This window comes from Arthrobacter roseus (assembly GCF_016907875.1).
GTDB lineage: Bacteria > Actinomycetota > Actinomycetes > Actinomycetales > Micrococcaceae > Arthrobacter_J > Arthrobacter_J roseus.
Genome location: NZ_JAFBCU010000001.1, coordinates 1194407 through 1217766, shown reverse-complemented (window position 1 = coordinate 1217766; position 23360 = coordinate 1194407). Strand labels below are relative to the sequence as shown.

The following is a 23360-nucleotide window of genomic DNA, read 5'->3' as shown; positions in this document are numbered from 1 at the left end:
ATCGTGGATTTACTGGCCCGACTTCCGGGGAAAACGCTTACCCTCAGAGGCTGGGGCTTCATTGCAGCAGGGGTGCTGGCACTGATTTTTGCTGAGTCGTTGGGCCGTCGAGATCTGCTGCATCTGGGAATCTTCTTGGTGGTGCTGCCGTTGCTGTCGGTGGCCATAGTTCGTTTGATGAGGCCGCGCTTGAACGTGGAGCGCCGTTTCGCGCCGCCCACGGTTTTTACGGGAGTGACCGCCCGAGTTCACCTGAGGATCACAGCAAAGGGAACCGGACCTGGAACGTCCCTTCTGACCGAGGGTTTGCCGACGACGTTTGGCCAGGCTCCGAGCTATGCCTACTCGGGCGGCACCGCCAGAAACCCGCAGTCATCCTCCTACGAATACCGCATCCGATCAGCATCCAGAGGGATGTTTCCGGTGGGGCCGCTCTCCGCTGAGTTTACCGACCCGTTCGGTCTGGGCCGGGCCAGGCACACCGTCGGGACGGTCGATCACCTGATAGTGGCTCCGTCGCCCCTGGATCTGCCGGTCAGCACGCTTTCTGGCACGCGTGGGCTAGAGGGGAACGCGACCACACGTCGACAGGCCAACCCGAGTAACGACGATGTGATGACCCGCGAGTACCGAAGTGGAGATCCCATGCGCCGCGTTCACTGGGCTGCCACAGCACGGCACGGTGAACTCATGGTTCGTCAGGAAGAATCTGTCTCCACGCCCCAGGCCACGATCATCCTGGACCGCCGGGAGAGTAGCCACACCAACGGGTATCCCCTACCTATGTCAATGAACGCTGGCAGTGTGCGGAGCTCTGAATCCTTCGAGTGGTGTGTTACCACTGCCGTCTCGGTTGTACACCAGTTCATTGAGCAGGGTCACACTGTTCGCTTTCTGGATCAGCACGCTTCACCCGCGCTCCGGAGTTCAGCGTCGGCGCACAACAAGGACCAGGAGGAGTTCACCGGACCAGCAGGGTTTCACGATGTCGCTGAAGGTCTCGCTGCGCTCGAACTGGTTTCACCGTCCGGCTCGACAACCTCCAGAAGCTCGACAACCTCCAGAAGAAGGAGTCAGCGCGGCAGCGCGATCCAGGCGTCCGGCTCCGCCGCCTACGGGGAACTGTTCATGGACAAGCTGGCTGGCCAGTCCATGCGCGGCCCCCTGATGGCCCTGCTGGGCGGAATCAGCATCGAAGAAGCGCAGCGGATGGCCCTCTCCGCGAGCTACGGTTCTCACTCGTTCGCCATGCTCGTCACAGACCGTCCGCGCAGTGCACACGAGGTTCTCAATATTCTGCGCCGTAGCGGATGGCATGCCATTGCCATCTCCCCGCAGACGTCCATCGCCGCGGCCTGGGCCTTCTTCGACGACTCGGTAAGCTCAGGGGCAAGCCGCACCACGGCCCCAGCGGCTTCCATATGAGAGCCCCGGCACGGGACGCCACCAGCGACCACCACGGTTCGGTTCCGGACCGACACTCGGACGGCGGCGGCGTCGTCGGCCGCCATGCCCACTGGTTCGTGTCAGCGGCCGTGGGCATCGCAGTTGTCCTGGCCACCCTGAGTCTCGACGGTCTCATTGACAATGCCGCTTGGGTGCCGGGGGTCCTGACAACGGTCCCCATCGTTCTGCTGGCGATGTCCGCAGCCCGTAGCCTTCGACTGCCTTCACTGCTGACACCTATTCTGGGGACGCTCACGCTGCTGTGTATCCTCACCGCACAGTTCTTCCCCAACGCCAGCGCCCTGGGCTTCATACCGACCAGCCAAACACTTCAATACCTGCCGATATTGATCAATCACGCTGAAACAACGATCATGTCCCAGGTTGCTCCGGTGCTCCCAACAGACGGGATTCTGCTCCTCACCAGTGCCCTGGTGGGACTGATCACAATCATCGTCGACGCTCTCGCCGTCACCTTACGCATGCCAGCGCTCAGCGGGCTGGGGCTCATTGCGCTCCTGCTGATTCCCGCGGTCGTCCTGCCTGAGAGCATCAGTATCTCCTCATTGCTCGCTGCCGGCGCTGGCTTCCTGATTCTCTTAGGAACAGCGCACGCTATCGGGCAGCTGCGCACCGGACCCCGCACCATGGGTGCCACGGCTCTTCTCCAGCGCGCGACGATGATTGCCGTGGTCTGCATAGCGGCCACCGCGGTTGTCCCCTTAGCCATCCCTGGGTTCACCACCGGATCTTTTCCACATGGTTCCCGCCTGGATCTCCTCGGCAGCGGAACGGGCCTGAACCCGGTGGTCAGCCTGGGCCGGGACCTTCGCAACCCGCAGGGATTCGGGAGAATCACCTACGCAACGAACTCCGAAGAACCGATGTATCTGCGCTCGGTGACATTGGAGAATTTTGGGGGTGACCGCTGGGAACCAGAACCGCGGGACGTGGATCGGCAGTCCGGTCTGGCGAACATCGGTGGCCCATCCGCACGCCGACAATTGCAGTTTCAGGACGCCACCCTGACACGCATCACAACGGGTAGTTTCAACAGTCCGTGGCTCCTGGCACCCTATGCGCCCCTGAGCGTCAATGGGCTTGAGGGCAAGTGGACCTGGGACCCGAAGACCCTCACCATCCTCGGCGAAGAGAGTTCAACGCTCCGGCAAGACTACGAGGTGCTGAGCGTTGACCCCAACGTGACGCGTCAGCAGCTCACGTCTGCGCCGCCTTCTGCTCCCGGCAGAGTAGACGACCGGTTCTTCGCAGTCCCCAACGGTGTCCCTGGCATTGTCAGCGACACAGCGTTGCAGGTGACGCAGGATCAGCAAAATCCCTACGAGAAGGCGCTCGCCATCCAGGCTTACCTGCGTGGACCCGATTTCAATTACTCGCTGGAAGCACCGGTCGACGGCGGCTACGACGGCAACAGCATGGACGTCATTGCCTCTTTTCTCCAGGAGCGGTCCGGCTACTGCGTCCACTATGCCGGAGCGATGGCGGTCATGGCCCGCATCGCGGACATCCCCAGTCGGATTGCCATCGGCTACGTACCCGGGACGAGCACGGGAGAGACTGTGACGAGCTCTGGTGGACAGGAGCTCAAGGAATACTCCGTCAACTCACGTGACGCCCATGCCTGGCCAGAGTTGTATTTCGAGGGAATTGGGTGGATCCCGTTTGAACCGACCCCCTCACGCGGCGTGGTGCCCCAGTACGCCCAGGAAAACCCGGCGAGCGCTGATGAGGACCCAGCTGACGCTCTGGATCCCCGCAGCGACCGTCCGGTGAATGATCCTTCCCCATCAGCAGAGCCTGAGTCCGAATCAGAGCCTGCTACGGCAGGATCGAAATCCGGTGGCCACGGCGCTCTCTGGTTTGCCGCCGTCGTACCAGGTTTGATCCTGTTGACTCTGGTGCCCGGGGGGGTCCGAAAGTGGCGTCGCCGCAGGGCCTACGCCTCGGGCACCGCCGTTGCGGCCTGGCAAGAGCTGCAGGATACGGCCCTTGACCTCGGGTACCCAGCAACTGTTGCGGACACACCGCGCACTTTCGCCGCCAGATTAGCTTCCCAGGCGGATCTAAACACTGAGAGTTCAGCAGCCCTGAACCGAGTGCGCTCGGCCTGCGAAATGGCGCGCTACGGACGGGGGCCTGTTGAGGACAGTGTTGCTTTGACTTCCACACATCCGACCGTGTGGCAGGACCTCCGAACAGTCCGTGAGGCCCTGACCAGCAAGGCCTCACGGATAGAGTGGATCAAGGCAACCCTGTGGTCGGTGTCCTTATGGCGCCGGCCCTGAGAGCCACTCAGGAAGCGGTTGGGTCCGCAATCCCGACGTACTGGGTGTAGAGATATTCCTCGATACCCTCGGAACCGCCTTCACGGCCCAGCCCGGACTGCTTGACTCCGCCAAACGGCGCCGCAGCGTTTGATACAACGCCAGCGTTGAGACCCAGCATCCCCGTGTCCAAACGTTCTCCCATGCGGAGGCCGCGGTTCAGATCCCGCGTGAACACATAGGCCACCAACCCGTACTCCGTGTTGTTTGCCAGCGCCACTGCTTCGTCCTCGGTGGAAAAGCGGACGATTGGCGCCACCGGTCCGAATATTTCCTGCTGCAAGATTCTGGAGCCTGCGGGTACGTCGGTGAGAATCGTGGGCTCATAGAAGTACCCCTTGCCCTCCACCGGCTTGCCCCCGAGAACGCATTTTGCGCCGTCCTCGAGGGCATCAGAGACCAGCGAGTGCACCTTGTCCCGAGACTTCTGGTCAATGAGCGGCCCGACGGTTGAGTGCTCCTCAGTACCACGGGCGGTCTGCAGTGCCCGCATTTTCTCTGCGAAGCGGGACGCGAATTCGTCGGCCACTGATTCGTGGACAATGAAACGGTTCGCTGCGGTACAGGCCTCGCCCATGTTGCGCAGCTTGGCGAGCATGGCTCCTTGGACCGCGGCGTCGATATCGGCATCCTCAAAGACAAGGAAAGGGGCATTGCCGCCCAGCTCCATAGATGTGCGCAATACTTTCTCCGACGCATCTGCAAGGAGGCTGCGGCCCACCTCGGTGGAGCCGGTGAAGGACAATTTGCGCAGCCTGTCGTCCTTGATCAGCGGTCCGGTAACCTTGCCAGCGTTCTTGGTCTGGATGATGTTCAAAACACCTGCGGGCAGGCCTGCCTCTTCGAGCACCGCGGCGAAGAGCAGCGACGTCAAAGGCGTCAGGGTTGCCGGTTTGAGCACCATGGTGCACCCCGCTGCAATAGCGGGAGCGATTTTGCGCGTAGCCATGGCCAGGGGAAAGTTCCAGGGCGTGATGAGCAGGCAGGGGCCGACCGGCTTCTTGTTGACCAGCAAACGACTCTTGCCATCGGGGGACGTGCTGTAGCGGCCCGAGGTGCGGACGGCTTCTTCGGAGAACCAGCGAAGAAATTCTGCTCCGTACGTCACCTCACCCTTGGCCTCGGCAAAGGGTTTTCCCATTTCAAGAGTCATGAGCAGTGCAAATTCGTCTGCCCGCTCAGTGACCAGTTCGAAGGCGCGCCGAAGAATCTCCCCGCGCTCGCGAGCCGGCGTTTTGGCCCAATTTTCCTGAGCGGCGACAGCTGCGTCGAGGGCAGCGACACCGTCTTCGCGGCTTGCACTGGCGATCGTCTTCAGAATTTGGCCAGTAGCCGGATCTTCGACGTCAAGGGTGTCACCCTCAGATGCGTCGCGCCAGGTACCCCCGATGAGGATCCCAGTGGGGACCTTGTCCAGAACTTCTGTTTCGAGCTCGGCGGTGATGGCCATGAGCATCCTCCAATAGTTTTTGTGCCGTCCAGAGATGCCGGCCGCGAAGCCGGATTTGCTTCAACATAGCCCGGTGTTCGAAACCCTGTCCATGTAACCATGCACGTCGCAGCCCCAACACTCTTAGGCACCTGCACAACCAGCCATGCAGGGTTGAAGATGCCGATCGACGCCCAGCGATTACTTGCCGCGTGCAGCCAGGACGGCGGCGTACAGTTCGCGCTTACTGATTCGCGCATCCTCGGCAACAGAGGAAACCGCGTCCTTGAGCCGAATTCCGCCGGACACCAGCGTGTCCACTGCGGCTACGTGATCTGCCGGATCCTCCGGCGGCTTGTCCGGGGCACCAGCAACGACGACGACGATTTCACCTCGGACTTCAGTGGATTCGGACCAGCGCAGCAACTCCTCCAGCGGCCCGCGGAGCACCTCCTCGTAGAGCTTGGTCATTTCCCGCGCGACGGCGGCTTTCCGATTGCCGCCAAATCCTTGGGAGAGCGCCCTGAGCATGACCTCCAGACGATGCGGTGCCTCAAAGAACACCATGGTTCGCTGCTCCCGCGAGAGCTCGGCCAACCTGGCCTTCCGCTCCCCCGGCTTCCTCGGTAGAAAACCTTCAAAGCAGAAGCGATCCGTGGGCAGGCCCGAGAGAGTCAACGCGGTGAGTACCGCTGATGGGCCTGGGGCAGTTGTCACGCGCAAGCCCTGGGCGACGGCGGCTTCCACCAGGCGGTACCCGGGATCTGATACCGAGGGCATCCCCGCGTCCGTGACCATGAGCACGTTATTTCCTGAGCGGACAAGGTCAAGTAACTCCGCAGTGCGGGCTTCCTCATTGTGCTCGTGGTAGCTGATGATTCTTCCAGTAGGGGCAATCTGAAGCCCCTGCAACAGCCGGTGCAGCCGACGAGTATCCTCAGCAGCAATCACGTCCGAGCCAGCCAGCAGTTCGCGGAGTCTGGCCGAGGCGTCTCCAATATTTCCAATGGGCGTTCCGGCCAGGGTGATTTCACCGGCAGCTGTTTGCTCTTGCACTCGACCAGCTTAGTTCGCATCCGGGCCGGTAGCATTGACCCGGTGAGCCAGAGAACCACTGAACCTTCCCTCGATGGGTTATCCGTCTCACTGGTCCAGCGGATCACTACGATCCCGACGGCGTTCACCGAGGCCTCGCTCCGCCTTCGCCTCGATGGCCCTCCGATGGCTCGTGGGCTGCTCACGTGGGGGTTGCCAGTCATCGCCGCGATCATCGGCGGCCTACTACGTTTCATCCGACTTGGAGAGCCGGATTCGCTGATCTTCGACGAGACGTACTACGTCAAGGACGCCTACTCCCTCCTGATCTCAGGCTACGAACGGGAATGGCCGGAGAACGCCAACGATTCCTTCAACGCCGGCAATCCGGGCGTACTCGGTGAGGGACCGGAATACGTGGTCCACCCACCCGTGGGCAAATGGATGATCGCTTTCGGCATGCTCCTCTTCGGTGCGGACAACAGCTTCGGTTGGCGGTTCTCGGCTGCCATGGTGGGTACGCTGTCCATCCTGCTGATCGCGTTTGCGGCGCAGAAACTTTTCCGGTCCGCAGCCCTGGCTGGCGTAGCAGCCCTGCTCATCGCCGTCGATGGACAACACCTGGTCCAATCGCGGACCTCGCTGCTCGATATTTTCCTCATGTTCTGGGTGTTAGCTGCTTTTTGCGCACTCCTGATGGACAGGCAGCAGTCGCGGCGGCGCCTTGCATCGTACCTGGCGAGCTCGGCACCAAGACAGCTACTCTACGGTCCATGGATCTTCTGGCGGCCCTGGCGTATTGCTGCTGGCGTTTGCCTGGGCCTAGCCGTAGGCACCAAATGGTCGGGACTTTTTTACCTTGCGGCGTTCGGGGTCATGACAGTGCTCTGGGACATGAACGCCAGACGCATTGCTGGGATCCGTCACTGGGCTGCTGCTGCCGTGATGCAGGACGGCCTCTTTGCGTTCGTGTGCATGGTGCCAGTAGCGGCCGTTACCTACCTGAGCACGTGGACTGGCTGGTTTCTCTCCGCCGACGGCTATAATCGTCGCTGGGCCCAGGACAACCCCTCAGCCGTTTGGGGATGGGTTCCTGATTCGCTGCGGTCGCTGGCCGATTATCATCGCAGCGCCTACACCTTTCACCAGGGCCTCAGCTCGGAGCACTCCTACGAAGCCAGTGCCTGGTCGTGGCTACTGCTGGGCCGGCCGACGTCGTTTTACTACGAGGACCCCAAGCTCGGCGAGGCCGGTTGTCAGGTGGAGAGCTGCTCCGTTGCCATCACGTCGCTGGGTAACCCGCTGATCTGGTGGTCGGCGGCTCTGTGCCTGCTGGTGTTGCTTTTCTACTGGATTGGCAGGCGTGACTGGCGAGCCGGAGCGATTCTGGCCGGAGTGGCAGCAGGGTATCTACCGTGGTTTCTTTACCCGGAGCGGACTACGTTCTTCTTCTACTCGATCGTTTTCCTGCCGTTTCTGATTCTCGGCCTCACATATTGTCTGGGGCTTCTTCTGGGGCCAACGGGCGCATCTGTGCATAGACGGAACCGCGGCATGCTGGCAACGGGGCTTTTTGTTGCTCTGTCAGTGGGCGTTAGCGCCTTTTTCCTGCCAGTCTGGACGGCAGAAACCATTCCTTACGAGATGTGGCGGTTGCGCATGTGGATGCCCAGCTGGATCTAGCGTAGGGCTGAGGATGATTCGAGATTTTCGCGCATCCGGCGACGCGCAGCCTCTTGCGCAGTCCGGGACCGTGTCCGACGACGGCGGGTGGGCCAGGTCAGCACGAGGCTCACCAGCGATACCAGCAGAACCAGGGCGCCGATGACAATGCCCGAGTCAAGCCAGAACTGTTCGGGGAAAAGCCGAATCAACGTGTCGTCCACCCGGAACGTCCAGGTGCCCTCGGAGAAGAAGACCTGGTGCACGAGTGTGAAGAATCGTTCCCAGCCAAGTACGGCGGTCACCGCCAGTGCCGTCATGAGCACCAGGGTGGAAACAGCACCGGCAAACAATGCACGGCGAATTCCTCCGCTGTAGCGGCGGAGGAGATAAATACAGCAGACGACGGCGACAATGGCCAGTACCAATGCCACCAGGAAACCTGTGGCGAGGACCATTTTGACGTCCTGCATGTGGCCGACTTCGCTCTCGAGGAACAGCTGCTGTCCATCCGGTCCCACGAGGTCGCCCAGGTACCTGGGTGAAGCAAAATTCAGGATGTAGTCAACGGTGTAGGAGCCGTACGTCAGGCGGTCATCGGTGGAGAAGCCATAGGAATCGGCGGGAAATCCGGGGCGGTGATATTCGAGCCACAGGAACACCGAGGATGTGACCGCCCGGACCGACGCGGCAACCACGATGAATGGGAACATCACGGCTACGAAGATCTGTAGTATGCGGGGAAGCAGCGGTTTTGCGTTGGCTGCTTCGTCCCGCTCAGAGGCGCGCCGGTGGGCGTCCCGGGCCGGCAGGCGGAAGTGCTGGGTCTCAGGATCGTTTTTTGCATCGGGGTCTGCGACAGGCGCAGCGGTGGCAGCCTCGTCCGTGCCGGTTTCTTTATCCTGCCCAGCCACTGCTGCCTCTCTCGAAAATGTTCTGCGGTCCGTGCTTATATATCCCTGACATCTTTGAGGGTACCGGTATCACGACATCATTCTGGGCACCGCCCCGCGTGGTCCTGACAGTCAAGCGGTGGTCAAGCGGTGATAACTGCGTCGCCGGCATCACGGGCGGATAGGTCTCCGCGGTGTCCGGCCTGAAATGCTCGTTTTCCGAGCACCAGCGTGTACACCCAGTACGCAGCAAACACAGCGAATCCAATCAACAGCCGCAACGGCGCCGGAAGAGGGCTCGGAGTGATGAAACCCTCCACGAGCCCGGAGATGAACAGCACGGCAACCAGCCCGAGGGCAACAGTCATCAACGACCTCCCCTCCTGTGCGAGGGCCGCCAACCGCGTCCGTGGACCCGGTGAAATCCACGTCCAGAAGATTCGCAGACCAGCCGCCCCAGCAATGAAGATGGCGGTCAGTTCCATGAACCCGTGCGGAAGGATATACGTGAAAAACGTTCCTAGTTCGCCATGCGCTGCCATCATCCCACCCGCCATGCCAACGCCCTGCGCGTTCTGGTACAACACAAACGGCACCCAGAGTCCCGAGATGCCAAAGGCCACGCATTGCAGTGCGATCCAGGCGTTGTTGGTCCATACAGCTCCAGCAAAAGAAGCCGCTGGGTTCTCCGAATAGTAATTGATGAAGTCTTCCTCCACGTACTGCTGCATCTGCGCGTCCGTGCCCATGGCCGAGAGAACCGCTGGGGTGTTGGCGGCCCAATATCCGAATCCGAACGCGACGGCAGTGAATATCACCCCGATGATTACGGTCAGCCAGCGAATCCGGTAGAAAGCCGCTGGCAGCGAGAAGGCGAAGAAGATTGCGAGATCTTCGAAAAAGTTGGAGCGGACTCCGGTGAAGCGGGTGCGGGCGCGTGAAAGCCGGAGTGAGAGCCCGGCCGAGAGCTGGCTTTCCGGCGCAATGGAACGAATCACGGACAGGTGAGTGGACACGCGCTGGTACAGCACCAGCATTTCATCCGATTCTTCCCCGGTCAGCCTGCGTTGTTTGACCAGTACATCGAGTCTGTCCCAATCATGCTGATTGACCTGAGTAAAGGCGTCCATATCCACGGGCTCATCCTATCCCGGGCACATCTGTAGAGTTCTTATTGTGCGGGGCCACCCGTGACGGAGGAGAGGTCTCATGAGTTCGGTCATCACGGGCGAGGCGGTAGTGCTGGAATTGCGGCCCGCCGCTTTCGGTGCACGCTTTCTGAGTGCACTGATCGACATTGTCCTTCAGCTCGTGGTCCTGGTCCTGGTCTTTCTGGCGTTCGCCGGCGCTCTCGGAGGGGCCATGGACGCCGCACTAACACGCACCGTCGTCATCGTCGCGCTGCTCCTTGTCCTGGTCGGTCTACCCGTGACTGTGGAGACTCTCACGCGTGGCAAATCCCTGGGCAGGCTCGTGATGGGTTTGCGGATCGTGCGCGACGACGGCGGTTCCATCCGTTTTCGGCACGCGTTCATCCGTGGCATGGTCGCCGTCCTGGAGATCTATATTCTGGCTGGTTCGCTGGCATTCGTGGTGGCCATCTTCAATGAGCGCTCAAAGCGAGTGGGAGATGTCCTGGCTGGAACGTACTCGATGCGCGAACGCTACATCCGCCAGTCACCGGTGCTTGCCCTCGCTCCGCCTCACCTTCAGCAATGGGTGCTCCTTGCGGACATGGCTCGGCTCCCAGATTCTCTTGGCCGCCGATTGGCAACGTTCAGCTCTCAGGCACCGCGCATGACTGTGACAGCCAGGCGCACTCTCGCGGTTGATCTGGCCAATGAAACGAGTACGTACGTCTCGCCGGCACCGCCGTTAGGAACAACCCCTGAGGAGTTCCTGCAGGCGGTTACGGCACAGAGACGCGAACGCGATTACTCTCGGCTCTCAGCGCAGCGCGAACGGCTCAATGCGGCTTCTGCTCGTCTGCACAAGCTGCCGTTTAGTCAGTGAGCGGCTGGATGAAATTAGAGGTCCACTCATCCCAACTCATGTTCCAGCCACCGTACCCGTCCCACACGAACATGGGTCCATGGTTGGTGTTCTCCACTTTGACCAAGTCGCCGGGGCCAAAAGTGTCGTAGAAGTACTGGGCCCCTTCAGGTGACATTCCAATACAACCGTGAGAGACGTTGGTCTTACCCAGTACCGGCTGTGCTGCGGGAAGCGCCTCGTGCACAAAGACTCCACCGTTGGTTAGCCGGCTCGCGTTGTTCACCATCACCGGCTTGTAATAGAAGTCATCGTCTTTGTCCAGACCGATGGTCTCTGCGCGGAATTCGGTGCGGGCGTACTGTTCCATGACCACTTGGTAGCCCTCGAGAGACGGCCATTCCTTGGTGCCCAGCGTGACGGGGAAGGAACGCACATACTTGCCGTCAAGGTAGATCTTCATGGTTTTGGTGGTGTTATCCACTATGGCGACGCGTTTGTTGTGGGTTGTGAACGTCGAAGTGATGTCGGCGTTGCCGATCATCGAGTTGCCGAAGTCCACGCCGAAAAGGTTCATCTCCACGGTAATGCTGCTGTTCGGCTTCCAGAATTCCTGGGGCCGGTAGCGGGCTTTGGTGTCGCTGATCCAGTAGAACGCTCCGTCTTGACCAGAGCTCGACGTGACCTTGACGGCCTTTTCCACGGCATCCTTATTGATGACCGGCTCGCTGAAGTTGATTTCGATCGGCTGACCGATGCCCATGTCGGCACCGTCAAGTGGATAGATACGTCCGTCGGCTTCGTTGGCGGGCTTGACTGTGTGGAAACTCCGCTGTTCCTGAACCTGGTGCCCTGTTGAATCCGTCAAGGTGATGTTGAAGGTATATGCCGTGTTGAAGACCAGCCGTTCAATAGCCGTCCACGTCCGTTTATCCCCCGATAGTTGGCCGTCCACTGCGCTCTCACCGCCCTCTGCGCGCAGTTCAACGCTGGAGATGCTGGCGTTCTCAGAGGTGACCACTGGAGCGTCCGCAGGATTGACACCGGTGGCATCTTTAACCGGCGTCGCACTGAAGCGGATGTCTTTGGCAATCTGCCCGGAGAGGGCCGGCCGCAACGAAGGCTCCGCCGCAAAGGCGGTGTCTCCTGCCCACGACGGCGCCGTCAGGGCCGCCGCTCCACCACCGGCCACGAGGACACCAACAAGGATTGCCGCGCCGATTTTCCAGCGCCGCTTCCCTGTACCGTTCTTTGTGTTCATGCTGTGCGCCTCCCCAGGCTGACTCGGTCTAGTACCGGTAATGATCTGCTTTGTACGGTCCCGCGACGTCAAGGTCAAGATATTCGGCCTGACTCTTGGTCAGTTCCGTCAACTCGACGCCGAGTGCACCGAGATGGAGGCGCGCCACTTTCTCATCCAGGACCTTCGGCAAAACGTACACCTCTTTGGCATACTCCGGTGAGCCGTCGTCCTGGTGGAGATCGTGTTTGGTGAACAGCTCAATCTGGGCGATGGTCTGGTTGGCGAATGAGTTACTCATCACAAACGATGGATGGCCCGTGGCGTTGCCAAGGTTCAGCAGGCGTCCCTCTGACAGCAGAATGATCGAGTGGCCACCCTTGCCGGTGTCATCTGCCGGGAATACCCACTCGTGGACCTGCGGCTTGATCTCGATTCTGCTGATCCCAGGAACTCGCCCCAGGCCGGCGATGTCGATTTCATTGTCGAAGTGGCCGATGTTTCCAACGATGGCCTGATGCTTCATGAGGCTCATCTGCTCGGCCATGATGACGTCCTTGTTGCCCGTCGTCGTGATGAAAATGTCCCCATATGTCAACACCGATTCAAGCTGGGCAACTTGGTAGCCGTCCATGGCCGCCTGCAACGCACAGATCGGATCAATTTCGGTGATAATAACCCGGGCTCCCTGGCCACGCAATGCCTCTGCCGCACCCTTGCCGACGTCGCCATAACCGCACACCACTGCGACCTTGCCACCGATCAGAACGTCCGTGGCACGGTTGATTCCATCCGGGAGTGAGTGCCGGATACCGTATTTATTGTCGAACTTGGACTTGGTCACTGAGTCGTTGACGTTGATGGCCGGAAAAAGGAGCTTGCCCTGTTCGGCGAGTTTGTAGAGGCGATGGACACCGGTTGTGGTTTCCTCAGTGACGCCTCGAATTTCCGCGGCGATGCTGGTCCACTTCTGCGGGTCGTTCGCCAGGGTGCGTCGTAGGGTATCCAACACCACCGTGTACTCATAGGAATAGTCAGGATCGTTTTCCTCCGGATTCGGAGGAACACTTCCGGCAGCTTCGAATTCCACGCCGTTGTGCAGCAACATGGTGGCGTCTCCGCCGTCGTCAAGGATCATGTTGGGACCAATAGCGTTCCCCTGGTTATCCGCTGGCCAGGTGAGGATCTGTTCCGCGGTCCACCAATACTCTTTCAGTGATTCGTTCTTCCAGGCAAAAACCGGAACACCCGCAGGTTCCTCGACGCTGCCCGTGCCAACCACAACCGCGGCCGCAGCTTCATCCTGCGTGGAGAAAATATTGCACGAGGCCCAGCGGACTTCAGCACCCAGGTAAGTGAGAGTCTCGATCAGGACGGCAGTCTGGACGGTCATGTGGAGCGAACCCGCAATGCGGGCTCCCTTGAGTGGCTGGCAATCGGCGTACTCACGGCGCAATGCCATCAGGCCCGGCATCTCATGCTCCGCCAGACGGATCTGGTGCCGTCCTGCCTCTGCGAGGGAAAGATCGGCAACTTTGTAATCAAATGTCATGGAGATGCCCTTCAGCGGCTGGTTGGGAGGAGTACGGGAATGCCGTTGTCAATGCGGTAACGCATGGGTGCACCCATTGGGCCCGGCACTGTGGAAAGGAGCTCGCCGCCGTCCTGGGTCAGCGCCGAACCGGTGACCGGGCAACGCAATACGGACAATAGGCCTGCGGAAATTCGCAACATGATGGGACTCTTTTCAGCAGAAGACGTTCCCCAATCCTATCTTCTAGGTTTGGTCGCGCAGAATGCGCAGGTGACCGCGTCGCATATTTTCTGTTCCAGGCGGGGGCTCGAGATGTCCGCGAGCCGCCGGTGGCCGGCTGCCGCGACCGACATCTGGACGGTGCTCTGCGGCGGCTTCTCGCACGGCATCGGCCAGCGCAAGGAGGTCATCCGGATTGGGAGGTTGCGGCTGTTCCGAGATGGCGAGCCGCAACACTTCCCATCCGCGCGGAACCGTCAGACGGTCCGCATGTTCGGGACAGAGATCATAGCAATGAGGTTCAGCGTAAAGCGCGAGCGGACCAAGGACCGCAGTGGAATCGGCATAGACATAGGTCAGTGTGGCAATCGCTGCCTCCGAGCACACTGACCTTGAACACCGCCGCATTGACCTCACAAGCATCAATCCTACTGCCTGTGCTGGTTGCTCGGGCTAGAGTCGGGTCATGGAGGAAAAGCGAGGGCTGCGCATTGAGCTTCCGGCGTCTTCGGACACGGGAGGCACCACGGGCTCTTCCCGGCCCACTGCAGGCCGCCGGGCAAACACCGGCCGCAGGCGGCGACGCCACGGCAGGAGCCTGCGCGGCGATCTTATTCCACAGCATCTTCCGGGTTCACGCTCCCGAGGTGAGCGTTTTGAAGGGTGGGTAGCGGAGTCTGCCCAGCGCTTGGAACAGCTCTGGGGTGTGAGAGTTTCCGATATACAGTTCGTGGTCAATGACATTCCCGAAAGACTTGAGGAACTGACCACGTGGCAGGAGCGTGCTCCGCTGGCTTCCAATACCCCCGCCCAACCCGGGCGTCCAGCGGTGATCACCGTCTACCGCTGCCCGGTGGAGACCGCTGCACGGGACCGCGTTCCCAGAGCAGACCTGATTCACGACGTGATCGTTGAACAGCTCAGCGAGCTCATGGGACTTCCGCCGGAAGCCGTGGATCCAGGCTACGGCGAGTCCCATGCCTGAGTTCGTGCCCGTTCGGGCCTAGTACCCCAAAGTGACCTTCACGCTTTGACGGCCGGCCGAGGTTTCGGGAACAGGAACGATACTCAACCCGGGCCCACTAACGGAGCGAAGAATCTGCGACCCGTACACGGGGTCGCCGGAGGCGCTGATCATTACCGCTGCGATGTCCTCATCGCCAGCAATATCCTGACGCGAGACTGTGACCGTGGTTTCACCGGCAATGCCGATAACCTTCTCCCCCAGCAGCTTCCCGTCCGAAGTTATCCCCGTCAATCGAATCTCGGCCCTACCATCTGGCGCGCCAAACGCCAGTGTCGGCGTCGCATCCACTCCCGCCGGGAAGACCAGTAGGTGCTGGCTTCCCAGCCGTGCAGAAGACGACACCCACGCGGTATCGACCGGTTCCTCCGTCTTGGTTCCGTTGGTAACCCGCGCGGTGGCAACTATCGATACGTCCGAGGAGACTTCGGCGGTGAACACACCTTCGGGTAGGGAGTCCAGAGGTATGTGGGTTGTTGCCCCGGCCGGAGCCGTCACCACACCGCCACCGGGTAGCTCCACCGGTCCCCGGTCGCTGGAGACTCTGATGTCCAGCACTGCGTCCGTGGCACCGGGCACCACTACCTGCAGCTCTGGCTTGACCGATGCGTAGCTCTTCTTGGAACTGATCTTCTGGGTGACCTTCGGGTCCTGAACCCGGATTCCAGTGACTACCTGCGTCGTGGATGAGGGCGCCGCCGCCTGAATCCGCTCGACACCGCCGGGATTCAATCCGCGCAGGACGCTGTGCTGAATGCTGCCAGCCACGGCACCGCCGGTACTCTGTACATGAACGGCGAGGCGTTGCTGATTCGCGGCCAGTCCGGCCAAATTCACGGACCTGCTCTCACCCGGGCCAATGAGCAAGCCCCGGCTTCCCGCCGCCTGCAGTGGTCCATCGGCACCATGGAGCTCCAGGTTGACCGTTGCCGGTGACTCCTGCGGGTTTCGCAGCGTGAGTATGGAAGAAACACCCACTGTTGTTCCTGCACCCACTAACCAGAAATCGTTCGACGCCGGACGGCAGTTCGATACGGCGAGCCCGCGGAGATCCCCATCCGAGGCTGTGTATCCCATCACACCCTTGGCCGTGGACTCCTGGCCCGACTGCGGTTGGGCAGTGACCACGGTGGCCGTCGAGGTTTCAACACCGCGTTCGACGGCGGCTTTTAGTTGCGTCAGCCCGTCCTCGTTGCTGGCTGGTGGCGGTGATTCGGTACCGGTTTCTGTAGATGGTTCCGTGCCCGATATTTTTTTCAACGGCTTGCTGCTACCAAGGGCGGTAATGGAGCTGGCTGGCGGAATGCCTGTCAGGTCTGACAGGACCGTTGCTGACACGGCCGTTTTAGCTGTCTCGGAAACCGGGCTGAATTCTGGATCCGTTCCCTCAGAGATATCGTCGGCCAGAGTCAGTGGTCCCGGGCAGACACCCTGATAGGTGCCCGGCGGTATTTGTGCCTCTGGAACGGTGATCGGCCGCACAGCTGAAGTCCACGCGGGGCTTCCGTATCCGGAGGCAAATACCGCTACGGAGCCCAAGAGGACAACTCCGGTCAGCCCGCCAGCAATCTGCTTTGCCCAGGTTCGCCGTAGTCTTGCAGCACCACTAACCTTTGCCGCCCTGATTTTCTTCGCCTTATCGGTCTTCGCGCCCACCGGCATACTCCTTTGCTCGGCGTTCGTCCTCTAGAACGCGGTCCGTCGCGGCGGCTTCACGCCTTCGGCTCCCCGGTTCTTCGAGAGCATCCTCCGGTAGGTAGTTCGCTGCGTCGTCGTCCCTGTGCGCTCGCTTGTCGTGGAGCCCGCTTCGGCCCGGGATCCTGGACGGATGACGCCTCCGGGCAGGCACCGGAATCGCCAGCAGCAGTGTGAGCCCGATCAAAATGATCTGTCCCACGTAGACCCAGGGCTCCCAAGGAGTGACAAAATTGACCCGGATATCACCGCCCGTAGCTGGTAATTCGAAGGACTGTGCCCAGTCGGCGGCTTCGGCTGGTAATTCTTTGCCGTTCAGCGTCGCGTGCCAACCGGAATCAAAGCGTTCCGCAAGGACCAGCCGACGCTCCTCGGTCCCTTCTCCGATGGTGGTGTCAACCCAGTCGCGCCCTGAGCCAACCAGGGCAAGGGTGGCACCTTCGCCGTCGACAATCCGAACGTGGCCGGTCTGCCAAGCCAGCGTTTCCGTGCCGTTTTCCTCAAGGGGACCAGCGACCCGCCACAGCCAACCATTCGACGTCTTGCCCACGGCATTCAGCCCGGGCACGGCGTCGATTCGACTGGCAACAAGTTCGGCAGCGGTGTCTGTTTCCTGGAGAACCACAAACCCGATACCGAGTGCACGAAGTGTCTGCCTGGGGTCAACGCCCGAGGCGCCAGTGATGGCTGCCACCACCTCTCGCAGAGCCTGATCCGCACCGTCGGCCTCGCGCACGGTCTCAGACCCAGGAGGTCCGTCGATACGTAGCGCCGAGTACACCCCCGATAGCTGGTCCATGGTGGTTCCGCCGCCGGACATCAGGACGGCTCGGTACGTCCCGGTATCGCTCACGCGCAGCTGCAGCGTCTTTGCATGTTGAGCGCTGGTGCCCTTATCCGCCGCTGTCGCTGGAAGAATGCGCTCTGTATGAGATTCGAGCCCCATTGCTGTGCCCATGAGTGTCGTTTTCTCCGCTACCGGATCTGGCCCGCTCAGCTGAGGAATAGTCCACACGGCAAGACTCGTCACCGGACCAGCTGCAAGAACCAGGCCGACGACCACTGCCGTCAAACGAGTCCTACGGTAGTGCCAGCCCTCCTGAGCCTGCATTGATGCCGAATACCCATCGGCCGTGATCAAGGCTGCGGTGAGGAGCAGCAGAACGAGTACCGATACCACCGAACCGGGAAAAGCTGTGACAAGGAAACCCGAGCCCAGCGCCGTAGCTACCTGACCAGTAACAGCACTTAGCGCTACCGCCAACGCCGCCAACACCCACAGCACACGGACCATGCCGCTGCGGGCGGCGAATCTGAACAGGCCAGCAGCTGCGAGTAAGAGGACCGGCGCCCCGATCACCAGAGCGGCCACAAGCGCCCACGGGCTGTCGGCGAAAGGGCCCGGAAGGCTCAGTCCGCTGAACGGATCGAAGGCAACCGGGTAACCGAGTAGCTGCTGCCATGGCGAGGCAGCTTCAAAGGGAATGGCGCGCCCCGGATCCGCGAGGAGCGCACGAGGGTTTTGGAACGCCGCCAGCACCGAGGGCGCAAAGACGGCCAGCGACGGCAGGAGCGACCACCACAGCGTTCTACCCTTGCGGCCGCTCGCCACCATGATGAGGGCGACGGCCACCACCATGAACAGAAACAACACGGGCGCGCCAGCGGTGATGATCGCCAGAACTAGGCCTGCCGCGGCAGCAGCTGTCCAGCTGGGCACACCGTTGATCCCCGGTTTGAGAACAACGTCAGGGCTATTGGCACGGTGCGTTGCCATGCTCGCCCGCGGACGCGCGCCACCGACCGCGCGGACCATGCCCAGCGCTGCAAGTGGCAGCAGCAGATGAGCTACCATTGCGCCCAGACGCCCGGTTCCCATGGCCACCTGTAGTGCCGGAACACTGGCCCAGAACATGGCGGCCCAGAAACGGAGGGCGCGTCGCTGGGTGAACGCCCCCGCCGCTATCCATGCCGATAAACCGGCAAGGGGCAGGAGCAGGAAAATGAAGACGACGACGGCGGTACTTCCGTTGCCGCCGCCCATCAGTGCGAACAGCCACAGCACGTAGTCGAAGGAATCTCCGTGGCCGGCGATCCCAGACCCCACCGAGACCCACCAGCTGGTGGCGTTGTTCCAGAGCGCTGCGGCGGACTTTGATAGGGGCAGAAGCGCTCCGCCGGCCAGTGCGGGGGCGCCGATGAATCTGAACATCGCCACGAGCGATACAGCAGCGAGAATGGCGGCTGCCGCAACAGCACCAGCGCCAGCCCAGACACGCGAGGGTGCTGCCAGGGACGTGAAGTCATCAGTTGCATCACCGGATGGAACGTAGGTTCCGCCGTCGTCTGACCCGGTTCCGTCTCCCACCACGCTGCCCGCGCTCAAAGATTCGAGCAGCGACCGCCGGTGGGCCCAGACCTCGCGACGTTCCGTGGTGAGTCCGCGCACCAGTTTTCTGGAGAGTCGTCTGGTCCGTGCGGCGCTGCGCCGTGATCGGTACAGCTGGATGGGACGGCACGTGGCGGCAATGCTGGCGACCAGCTGGCCCAATCCGTGGCCTGGACGTTTGGCAAGGACGTCGATCAGAAAACGGCCGGTGCCTCCGAGGATCGCTCCCAAAGCGAGGAATGGGACCATCCACAGCGGTGAGTGCTTCAACCGCAGGAAGACCTCAGCTTTACGCGCAGAGCGGGGTCCAGCGGCCTGGTTGGGGCGGTGTCCGCGATGGCGGACGACGGCAGAGGGCACCACCACCACGCGGTGGCCGGCAAGCCGGTTGCGCCAGCAGAAGTCGACGTCGTCTCCAGAACCAGGAAAGGCCGGATCGAAGCCGTCGAGCTTCTCCCACACATCCCGGCGGACCAGCATACCGGAGGAGTTGACGGCAAAAACGTCGCTCCGCCCGTCGTACTGGCCCTGATCAAGTTCGTCTGTATCAATAAGAGTTAGTCGCTCCGCCCACCGACTGATGGACAGGCCCACGTCCACCAACTTGCGGGGAGATTCCCACTCGACTTGTTTGGCGCCTGCCACCGTCACCGACGGAGCACGCTCGACGGCGAGCAGCAGTTCCTCAAGCGCGCGGGGCTCGGGGGCTCCGTCGTCATGGATCAGCCAGATCCACTCCTGAACCGGATGATCATTATCACTTCCGGCTGGCCTCAATTCGGCAAGCGCGGTTTCCACCGCTGATCCGAATCCAGCCTTTCCCGAGGATGCGAGGACGGGGCTGCCCACCGGTAACTGAAGCTGAAGCATGGACGCCGAGGCATCATCGGACCCTGCGTCCACACCAAAATAGAAATCCACGGACCGGGTTTGTTGACTCAGAGCCTTGAGTGTTTGCGGAAGGTATGAGGCACCGTTGTGGGCAACAACAACAGCGGTAACCCGGTCGTGCAGAAGAATTAGACTGCCTGCTTCCTCAGCCGCCGACGCTCGCGCTCGGACATTCCACCCCAGATTCCGAAACGCTCGTCATTGGCCAGCGCGTACTCAAGGCACTGTGAGCGCACGTTGCAAGCGCCGCATACGCGCTTCGCGTCGCGGGTGGACCCACCCTTTTCCGGAAAGAACGCCTCCGGGTCAGTCTGTGCACACAGGGCGTCGGTCTGCCAGGAGAGCTCGCCGTCGTTGTCATCATCGAAACCTGACCCTGGCAGTCCGATCCAAACGGGCTGGCTTACCGACTCCTGAATCTTTTCCGGGGTTGGAGTCCGCTGCGGTGCGACGAAGGCCGTAACAGTACCTTCTGTGTCAGGCTCAAGGGCCTCGTGGGCGGCGAGGAACGACGTGGCCTGGTCTTCCAGGGACCGGATGACAGACTCGCGGTGCCGGTCTGAGGCGTCTGGATCCGCTGGGTCGACATACCAGTCAGTGGGTACACCTCTTGATCCGTACCGTTCGGCGGCCTGCGCCGCGATGACGCTTGGCTCCTGCTGTGCCTGCCCCATGTTGCCCTCCCAGTTACACAAAGTCTTGATGGCGAATGATGCTCGTACCTTGCCGACGTATATAACGATTTCATATATTCGATTGCCGAGACGCGATCGAATACCTAATTACACGCGTGTAAGTTGCCTACAGTCAAGTGGAGGCAGAAATTTTATCGAAACATCACGGCGAGCACGGACACGCCACGCCCGTTATCCTGACGGTACCCCCGGCGCGCCGCACATCGACATGATTCACAGCGAACTGACAGGAACCCCCTTCCATGACCAACGCTCACCCCAGGTCCATTCCCGATCTGCTGGAGTTTCTCCGCACCCTAAATCCAAGCTCGCCACGACTCATCTGGTACGGTCCAGGCCAAGAAAGAATCGAGCTGTCCGGAAAGGTCCTCGACAACTGGGTATCCAAAACGTCGAATCTGCTCGTGGACGAGCTCGACGCCGAACCCGGATTCATCATTGACCTCGCTTTGCCTCCACACTGGAAGACCCTGATCTGGGCGCTCGCGAGCTGGCAGGTTGGGTGCGCTGTCAGAACATCAGGGGGAGCCGACGTCGAACCCGGTGACGTTCTGGCTACGGTGGCTGCTGACGCCGCCCGGTTAGAGTCTGCAGCGGGCACGCCGGTTGCCGTAGCGCTCGGTGCGCTCGACACCCGCTGGTCCGGCACTCTGCCGTCCTCTGGTCTGGACTACGCCGCGGAAGTCCGAGCCCACGGCGACGTCTACTTCCTTCAGGGACAAGGCGAAGCCAACGACACCGCTTTGGTTGGACGCGGAGCAAAGATCACTTTCAAGGAACTGCTGCCCGCAGACGCGTCCGAAGGTTCAGTTATCCTCCTACAAGCTGGCGAAGATCAACTCGATGCCGTCTTGCTAACAGCCCTAGCAACCTGGTCCGCTCAGGGCTGTGTGGTGCTGGTTAGTCCAGACATCGCTGTGACCGACCGGTTGCTCGTCACCGAACGGATCAGTGCCCGTCCGGACCTGACGTAGGCTGACCCGTCGCCCGTTTCTGCTCGGCACCAGCGTTGTTTCCGGCTTCGTGATGAGCGTGGCCATGGTCAAAAATGACGTGGTCCTGTCTCCACGCGGGCTCCGCGTCCAGTTCCTCATTGAAAACCCAGAACCTGTAGGCAAAGAAGCGGACCACGGTGGCCACAAGAATGCCGATCACGCCAGCGAAGAACAGCGGAGTATTCTCGGTGATCCCCAGCCAGTACTCTGCGATAGCAGTGAAGCCGGTGGAGATCCCTATGCCGATCCCGTTGATGAGAAGAAACATGCCGAGCTCACGGCCCACATTTGATTGGCGGCGGTGACGGAACGTCCACAACCGATTCGCGAGCCACGAAAAAATGGTGGCCACCGATGCGCCGACAAATCGCGCCTTCGTCTGACTTCCGTCCATGATCGAGTGCATGAGAATCCAGGTCAGACTGTTGTCGATGACAAAAGCGACGCCGCCGACCGTGCCGAACTTGGCGACTTCACGCCAGAAAAGGGACGCAAGCCCCCTCATGCGCTCGATTAGTGAACCCAATATCATCCTCCGCCGTACGGTGAGTTGTCGCCGCCGTCGGACGGTTTCTTAAGAATTCTAGTCGCCACGGCTGAAAGAATGCCAAGAATCGTGCGTCGTCACTCCCCCGGCTACCCCTGAACGGTTCGGCGCTCACGTTTCGGTACCCTTATCAAGTGACTTTCCCCGTGATAGGTGTCGTTGGCGGCGGCCAGCTCGCCCGAATGATGGTTCCCGCAGCCGCAGCCCTCGGCATTGACATCCGTGTCCTGGCCGAAGCTCCCGGTATTTCCGCAACCCAAGTAACCGGCAATACGGTTGTTGGCGACTACAAGGACTTGCCAACGCTGCAACGCTTCGCGCAGGGCCTTTCCGCCATGACCTTTGACCACGAGCACGTTCCCGCCGAACACCTGCAGGCTCTGGTAACCGAGGGCGTAAACGTCCAGCCAGGCCCAGCTGCATTGATCCATGCCCAGGACAAACTCGTGATGCGCGCTGCCGTTGACCGCCTCGGGCTGCCCAACCCGGAGTGGTCCGCCGTCGGCACCGTTGAGGAACTGGTGGCTTTCGGTGAGCGTATCGGCTGGCCAGTCGTCCTGAAAACACCCCGCGGCGGGTATGACGGTAAGGGCGTCAGAATTCTCGACGACCCCGCCGCAGCCATGGCCGCCACCGACTGGTTCACCGGCACCAACCTTCTTGCCGAGCAGAAGGTCGCCTTCAGTAGAGAACTGTCAGCGTTGATCGCCCGCAGCCCCTCCGGAGAAACCCGCGCCTGGCCAATTGCCCACTCCATTCAGGTCCACGGCGTATGCGATGAAGTGATAGCCCCCGCTCAGAACCTGGACCCCAGCACCACGGCCGCAGCCACCGAGGCCGCTATCGAGCTCGCAGAACAACTCGGCGTCACCGGAGTCATGGCGGTGGAACTCTTCGAAACGCCCGGTCAGGGACCTGGATTCCTCATCAACGAATTGGCCATGCGCCCGCACAACAGCGGGCACTGGACCATGGACGGCGCCGTGACCGGACAGTTTGAACAGCACCTGAGGGCTGTATTGGACCTACCGCTGGGCTCCACCGAAAAACACGGCGCGGGAACCATCATGAAGAACTACCTCGGCGGCTCCAACCAGGACCTGTTCAGCGCCTACCCACGAGCCCTTGCCGCAGATCCCTCCGCAAAGATCCACGGTTACGGCAAATCTGTACGACCGGGCCGTAAAATAGGTCACGTCAATGTCACCGCGGCGTCCCCGGAAGCCCTCGATGACGCGCGGGCTTCCGCAACCAGGGTCGCGGACATCATCAGCGGCACCGTAAACACGAAGGATGTGCAGTGACCGCACGCCAGGACACCCCGATCGT

General features: G+C 61.2%; 19 protein-coding genes. 7 read left to right on the top strand and 12 right to left on the bottom strand.

The genetic code is table 11. The features are described from left to right. Positions 1-3: 3 nt before the first annotated feature. Positions 4-1425 carry a DUF58 domain-containing protein gene (locus tag JOE65_RS06160; protein ID WP_205162390.1) on the top strand — a complete coding sequence of 474 codons (1422 nt, stop codon included), beginning with the start codon at positions 4-6 and terminating at the stop codon, positions 1423-1425. After that, the gene (locus JOE65_RS06155; RefSeq protein WP_205162389.1) at positions 1422-3752 is read left to right on the top strand and encodes a transglutaminase TgpA family protein; all 2331 of its coding nucleotides are present in this window, start codon (positions 1422-1424) and stop codon (positions 3750-3752) included. The genes JOE65_RS06160 and JOE65_RS06155 overlap by 4 nt, the downstream gene beginning before the upstream one ends. A 7-nt stretch (positions 3753-3759) precedes the next feature. Here the strand turns inward: JOE65_RS06155 and JOE65_RS06150 are convergent, their stop codons facing one another. Both JOE65_RS06150 and rsmI read right to left on the bottom strand, forming a co-directional pair. After that, entirely contained in the window at positions 3760-5241 is a 1482-nt protein-coding gene (locus tag JOE65_RS06150) for an NAD-dependent succinate-semialdehyde dehydrogenase (RefSeq protein ID WP_205162388.1), read from the bottom strand. Between the two features lie 180 nt (positions 5242-5421). Beyond that, positions 5422-6276, bottom strand: a complete 855-nt coding sequence (gene rsmI / locus JOE65_RS06145; RefSeq protein ID WP_205162387.1) for a 16S rRNA (cytidine(1402)-2'-O)-methyltransferase — start codon at positions 6274-6276, stop codon at positions 5422-5424. Between the two features lie 90 nt (positions 6277-6366). Here rsmI and JOE65_RS06140 point away from each other — a divergent pair, with 90 nt between their 5' ends. Further along, positions 6367-7938 (top strand): dolichyl-phosphate-mannose--protein mannosyltransferase, encoded by a 1572-nt coding sequence (locus JOE65_RS06140; RefSeq protein ID WP_420827518.1) that lies wholly within the window; start codon positions 6367-6369, stop codon positions 7936-7938. Here the strand turns inward: JOE65_RS06140 and JOE65_RS06135 are convergent. Then, entirely contained in the window at positions 7935-8831 is an 897-nt protein-coding gene (locus tag JOE65_RS06135) for a TIGR01906 family membrane protein (RefSeq protein WP_338021560.1), read from the bottom strand. The two genes, JOE65_RS06140 and JOE65_RS06135, sit on opposite strands and share 4 nt — an antisense overlap. 122 nt (positions 8832-8953) lie before the next feature. Continuing rightward, the gene (locus tag JOE65_RS06130; RefSeq protein ID WP_205162386.1) at positions 8954-9946 is read right to left on the bottom strand and encodes a stage II sporulation protein M; all 993 of its coding nucleotides are present in this window, start codon (positions 9944-9946) and stop codon (positions 8954-8956) included. Between the two features lie 73 nt (positions 9947-10019). Between JOE65_RS06130 and JOE65_RS06125 the strand changes: the two genes are divergently transcribed. Next, positions 10020-10823 carry an RDD family protein gene (locus JOE65_RS06125; RefSeq protein ID WP_205162385.1) on the top strand — a complete coding sequence of 268 codons (804 nt, stop codon included), beginning with the start codon at positions 10020-10022 and terminating at the stop codon, positions 10821-10823. On the opposite strand, the gene JOE65_RS06120 is transcribed toward JOE65_RS06125, so the two are convergent. The 4 genes from JOE65_RS06120 to JOE65_RS06105 are packed head-to-tail and all read right to left on the bottom strand — an operon-like array spanning position 10813 to position 14212. Further along, positions 10813-12063 carry a L,D-transpeptidase gene (locus tag JOE65_RS06120; RefSeq protein ID WP_205162384.1) on the bottom strand — a complete coding sequence of 417 codons (1251 nt, stop codon included), beginning with the start codon at positions 12061-12063 and terminating at the stop codon, positions 10813-10815. The genes JOE65_RS06125 and JOE65_RS06120 overlap by 11 nt on opposite strands. Before the next feature lie 28 nt (positions 12064-12091). Beyond that, the gene (gene ahcY, locus JOE65_RS06115; protein WP_205162383.1) at positions 12092-13594 is read right to left on the bottom strand and encodes an adenosylhomocysteinase; all 1503 of its coding nucleotides are present in this window, start codon (positions 13592-13594) and stop codon (positions 12092-12094) included. Positions 13595-13605: 11 nt separating this feature from the next. Then, complete coding sequence (locus JOE65_RS06110) at positions 13606-13776, bottom strand: Trm112 family protein (protein ID WP_205162382.1); 171 nt, start codon at positions 13774-13776, stop codon at positions 13606-13608. Between the two features lie 43 nt (positions 13777-13819). After that, on the bottom strand, positions 13820-14212 hold the full coding sequence (locus tag JOE65_RS06105; protein ID WP_338021559.1) for a DUF3499 family protein: 393 nt from the start codon (positions 14210-14212) through the stop codon (positions 13820-13822). 49 nt (positions 14213-14261) lie between these two features. Here JOE65_RS06105 and JOE65_RS06100 point away from each other — a divergent pair, with 49 nt between their 5' ends. Further along, positions 14262-14780, top strand: coding sequence for a metallopeptidase family protein (locus tag JOE65_RS06100; protein ID WP_205162380.1), 519 nt, complete (start codon positions 14262-14264; stop codon positions 14778-14780). Positions 14781-14798: 18 nt separating this feature from the next. On the opposite strand, the gene JOE65_RS06095 is transcribed toward JOE65_RS06100, so the two are convergent. Genes JOE65_RS06095 through JOE65_RS06085 form a run of 3 tightly spaced genes read right to left on the bottom strand, consistent with a single transcriptional unit; the run spans position 14799 to position 20468 of the window. Next, the gene (locus JOE65_RS06095; protein ID WP_205162379.1) at positions 14799-16475 is read right to left on the bottom strand and encodes a DUF5719 family protein; all 1677 of its coding nucleotides are present in this window, start codon (positions 16473-16475) and stop codon (positions 14799-14801) included. Further along, a complete protein-coding gene (locus JOE65_RS06090; protein WP_205164051.1) occupies positions 16456-19917 on the bottom strand; it encodes a glycosyltransferase family 2 protein in 3462 nt (1153 codons plus the stop codon). The genes JOE65_RS06095 and JOE65_RS06090 overlap by 20 nt, the downstream gene beginning before the upstream one ends. Positions 19918-19922: 5 nt before the next feature. Beyond that, positions 19923-20468, bottom strand: a complete 546-nt coding sequence (locus JOE65_RS06085; protein ID WP_205162378.1) for a WhiB family transcriptional regulator — start codon at positions 20466-20468, stop codon at positions 19923-19925. A 263-nt stretch (positions 20469-20731) separates the two neighbouring features. On the opposite strand from JOE65_RS06085, the gene JOE65_RS06080 reads away from it, so the two are divergent. Next, positions 20732-21463, top strand: coding sequence for a TIGR03089 family protein (locus tag JOE65_RS06080; protein ID WP_205162377.1), 732 nt, complete (start codon positions 20732-20734; stop codon positions 21461-21463). On the opposite strand, the gene JOE65_RS06075 is transcribed toward JOE65_RS06080, so the two are convergent. Next, positions 21438-22016 carry a GtrA family protein gene (locus JOE65_RS06075; RefSeq protein ID WP_239536632.1) on the bottom strand — a complete coding sequence of 193 codons (579 nt, stop codon included), beginning with the start codon at positions 22014-22016 and terminating at the stop codon, positions 21438-21440. The genes JOE65_RS06080 and JOE65_RS06075 overlap by 26 nt on opposite strands. A gap of 149 nt (positions 22017-22165) precedes the next feature. Here JOE65_RS06075 and JOE65_RS06070 point away from each other — a divergent pair, with 149 nt between their 5' ends. Then, positions 22166-23335, top strand: a complete 1170-nt coding sequence (locus tag JOE65_RS06070; RefSeq protein WP_205162376.1) for a 5-(carboxyamino)imidazole ribonucleotide synthase — start codon at positions 22166-22168, stop codon at positions 23333-23335. Positions 23336-23360: the final 25 nt, after the last annotated feature.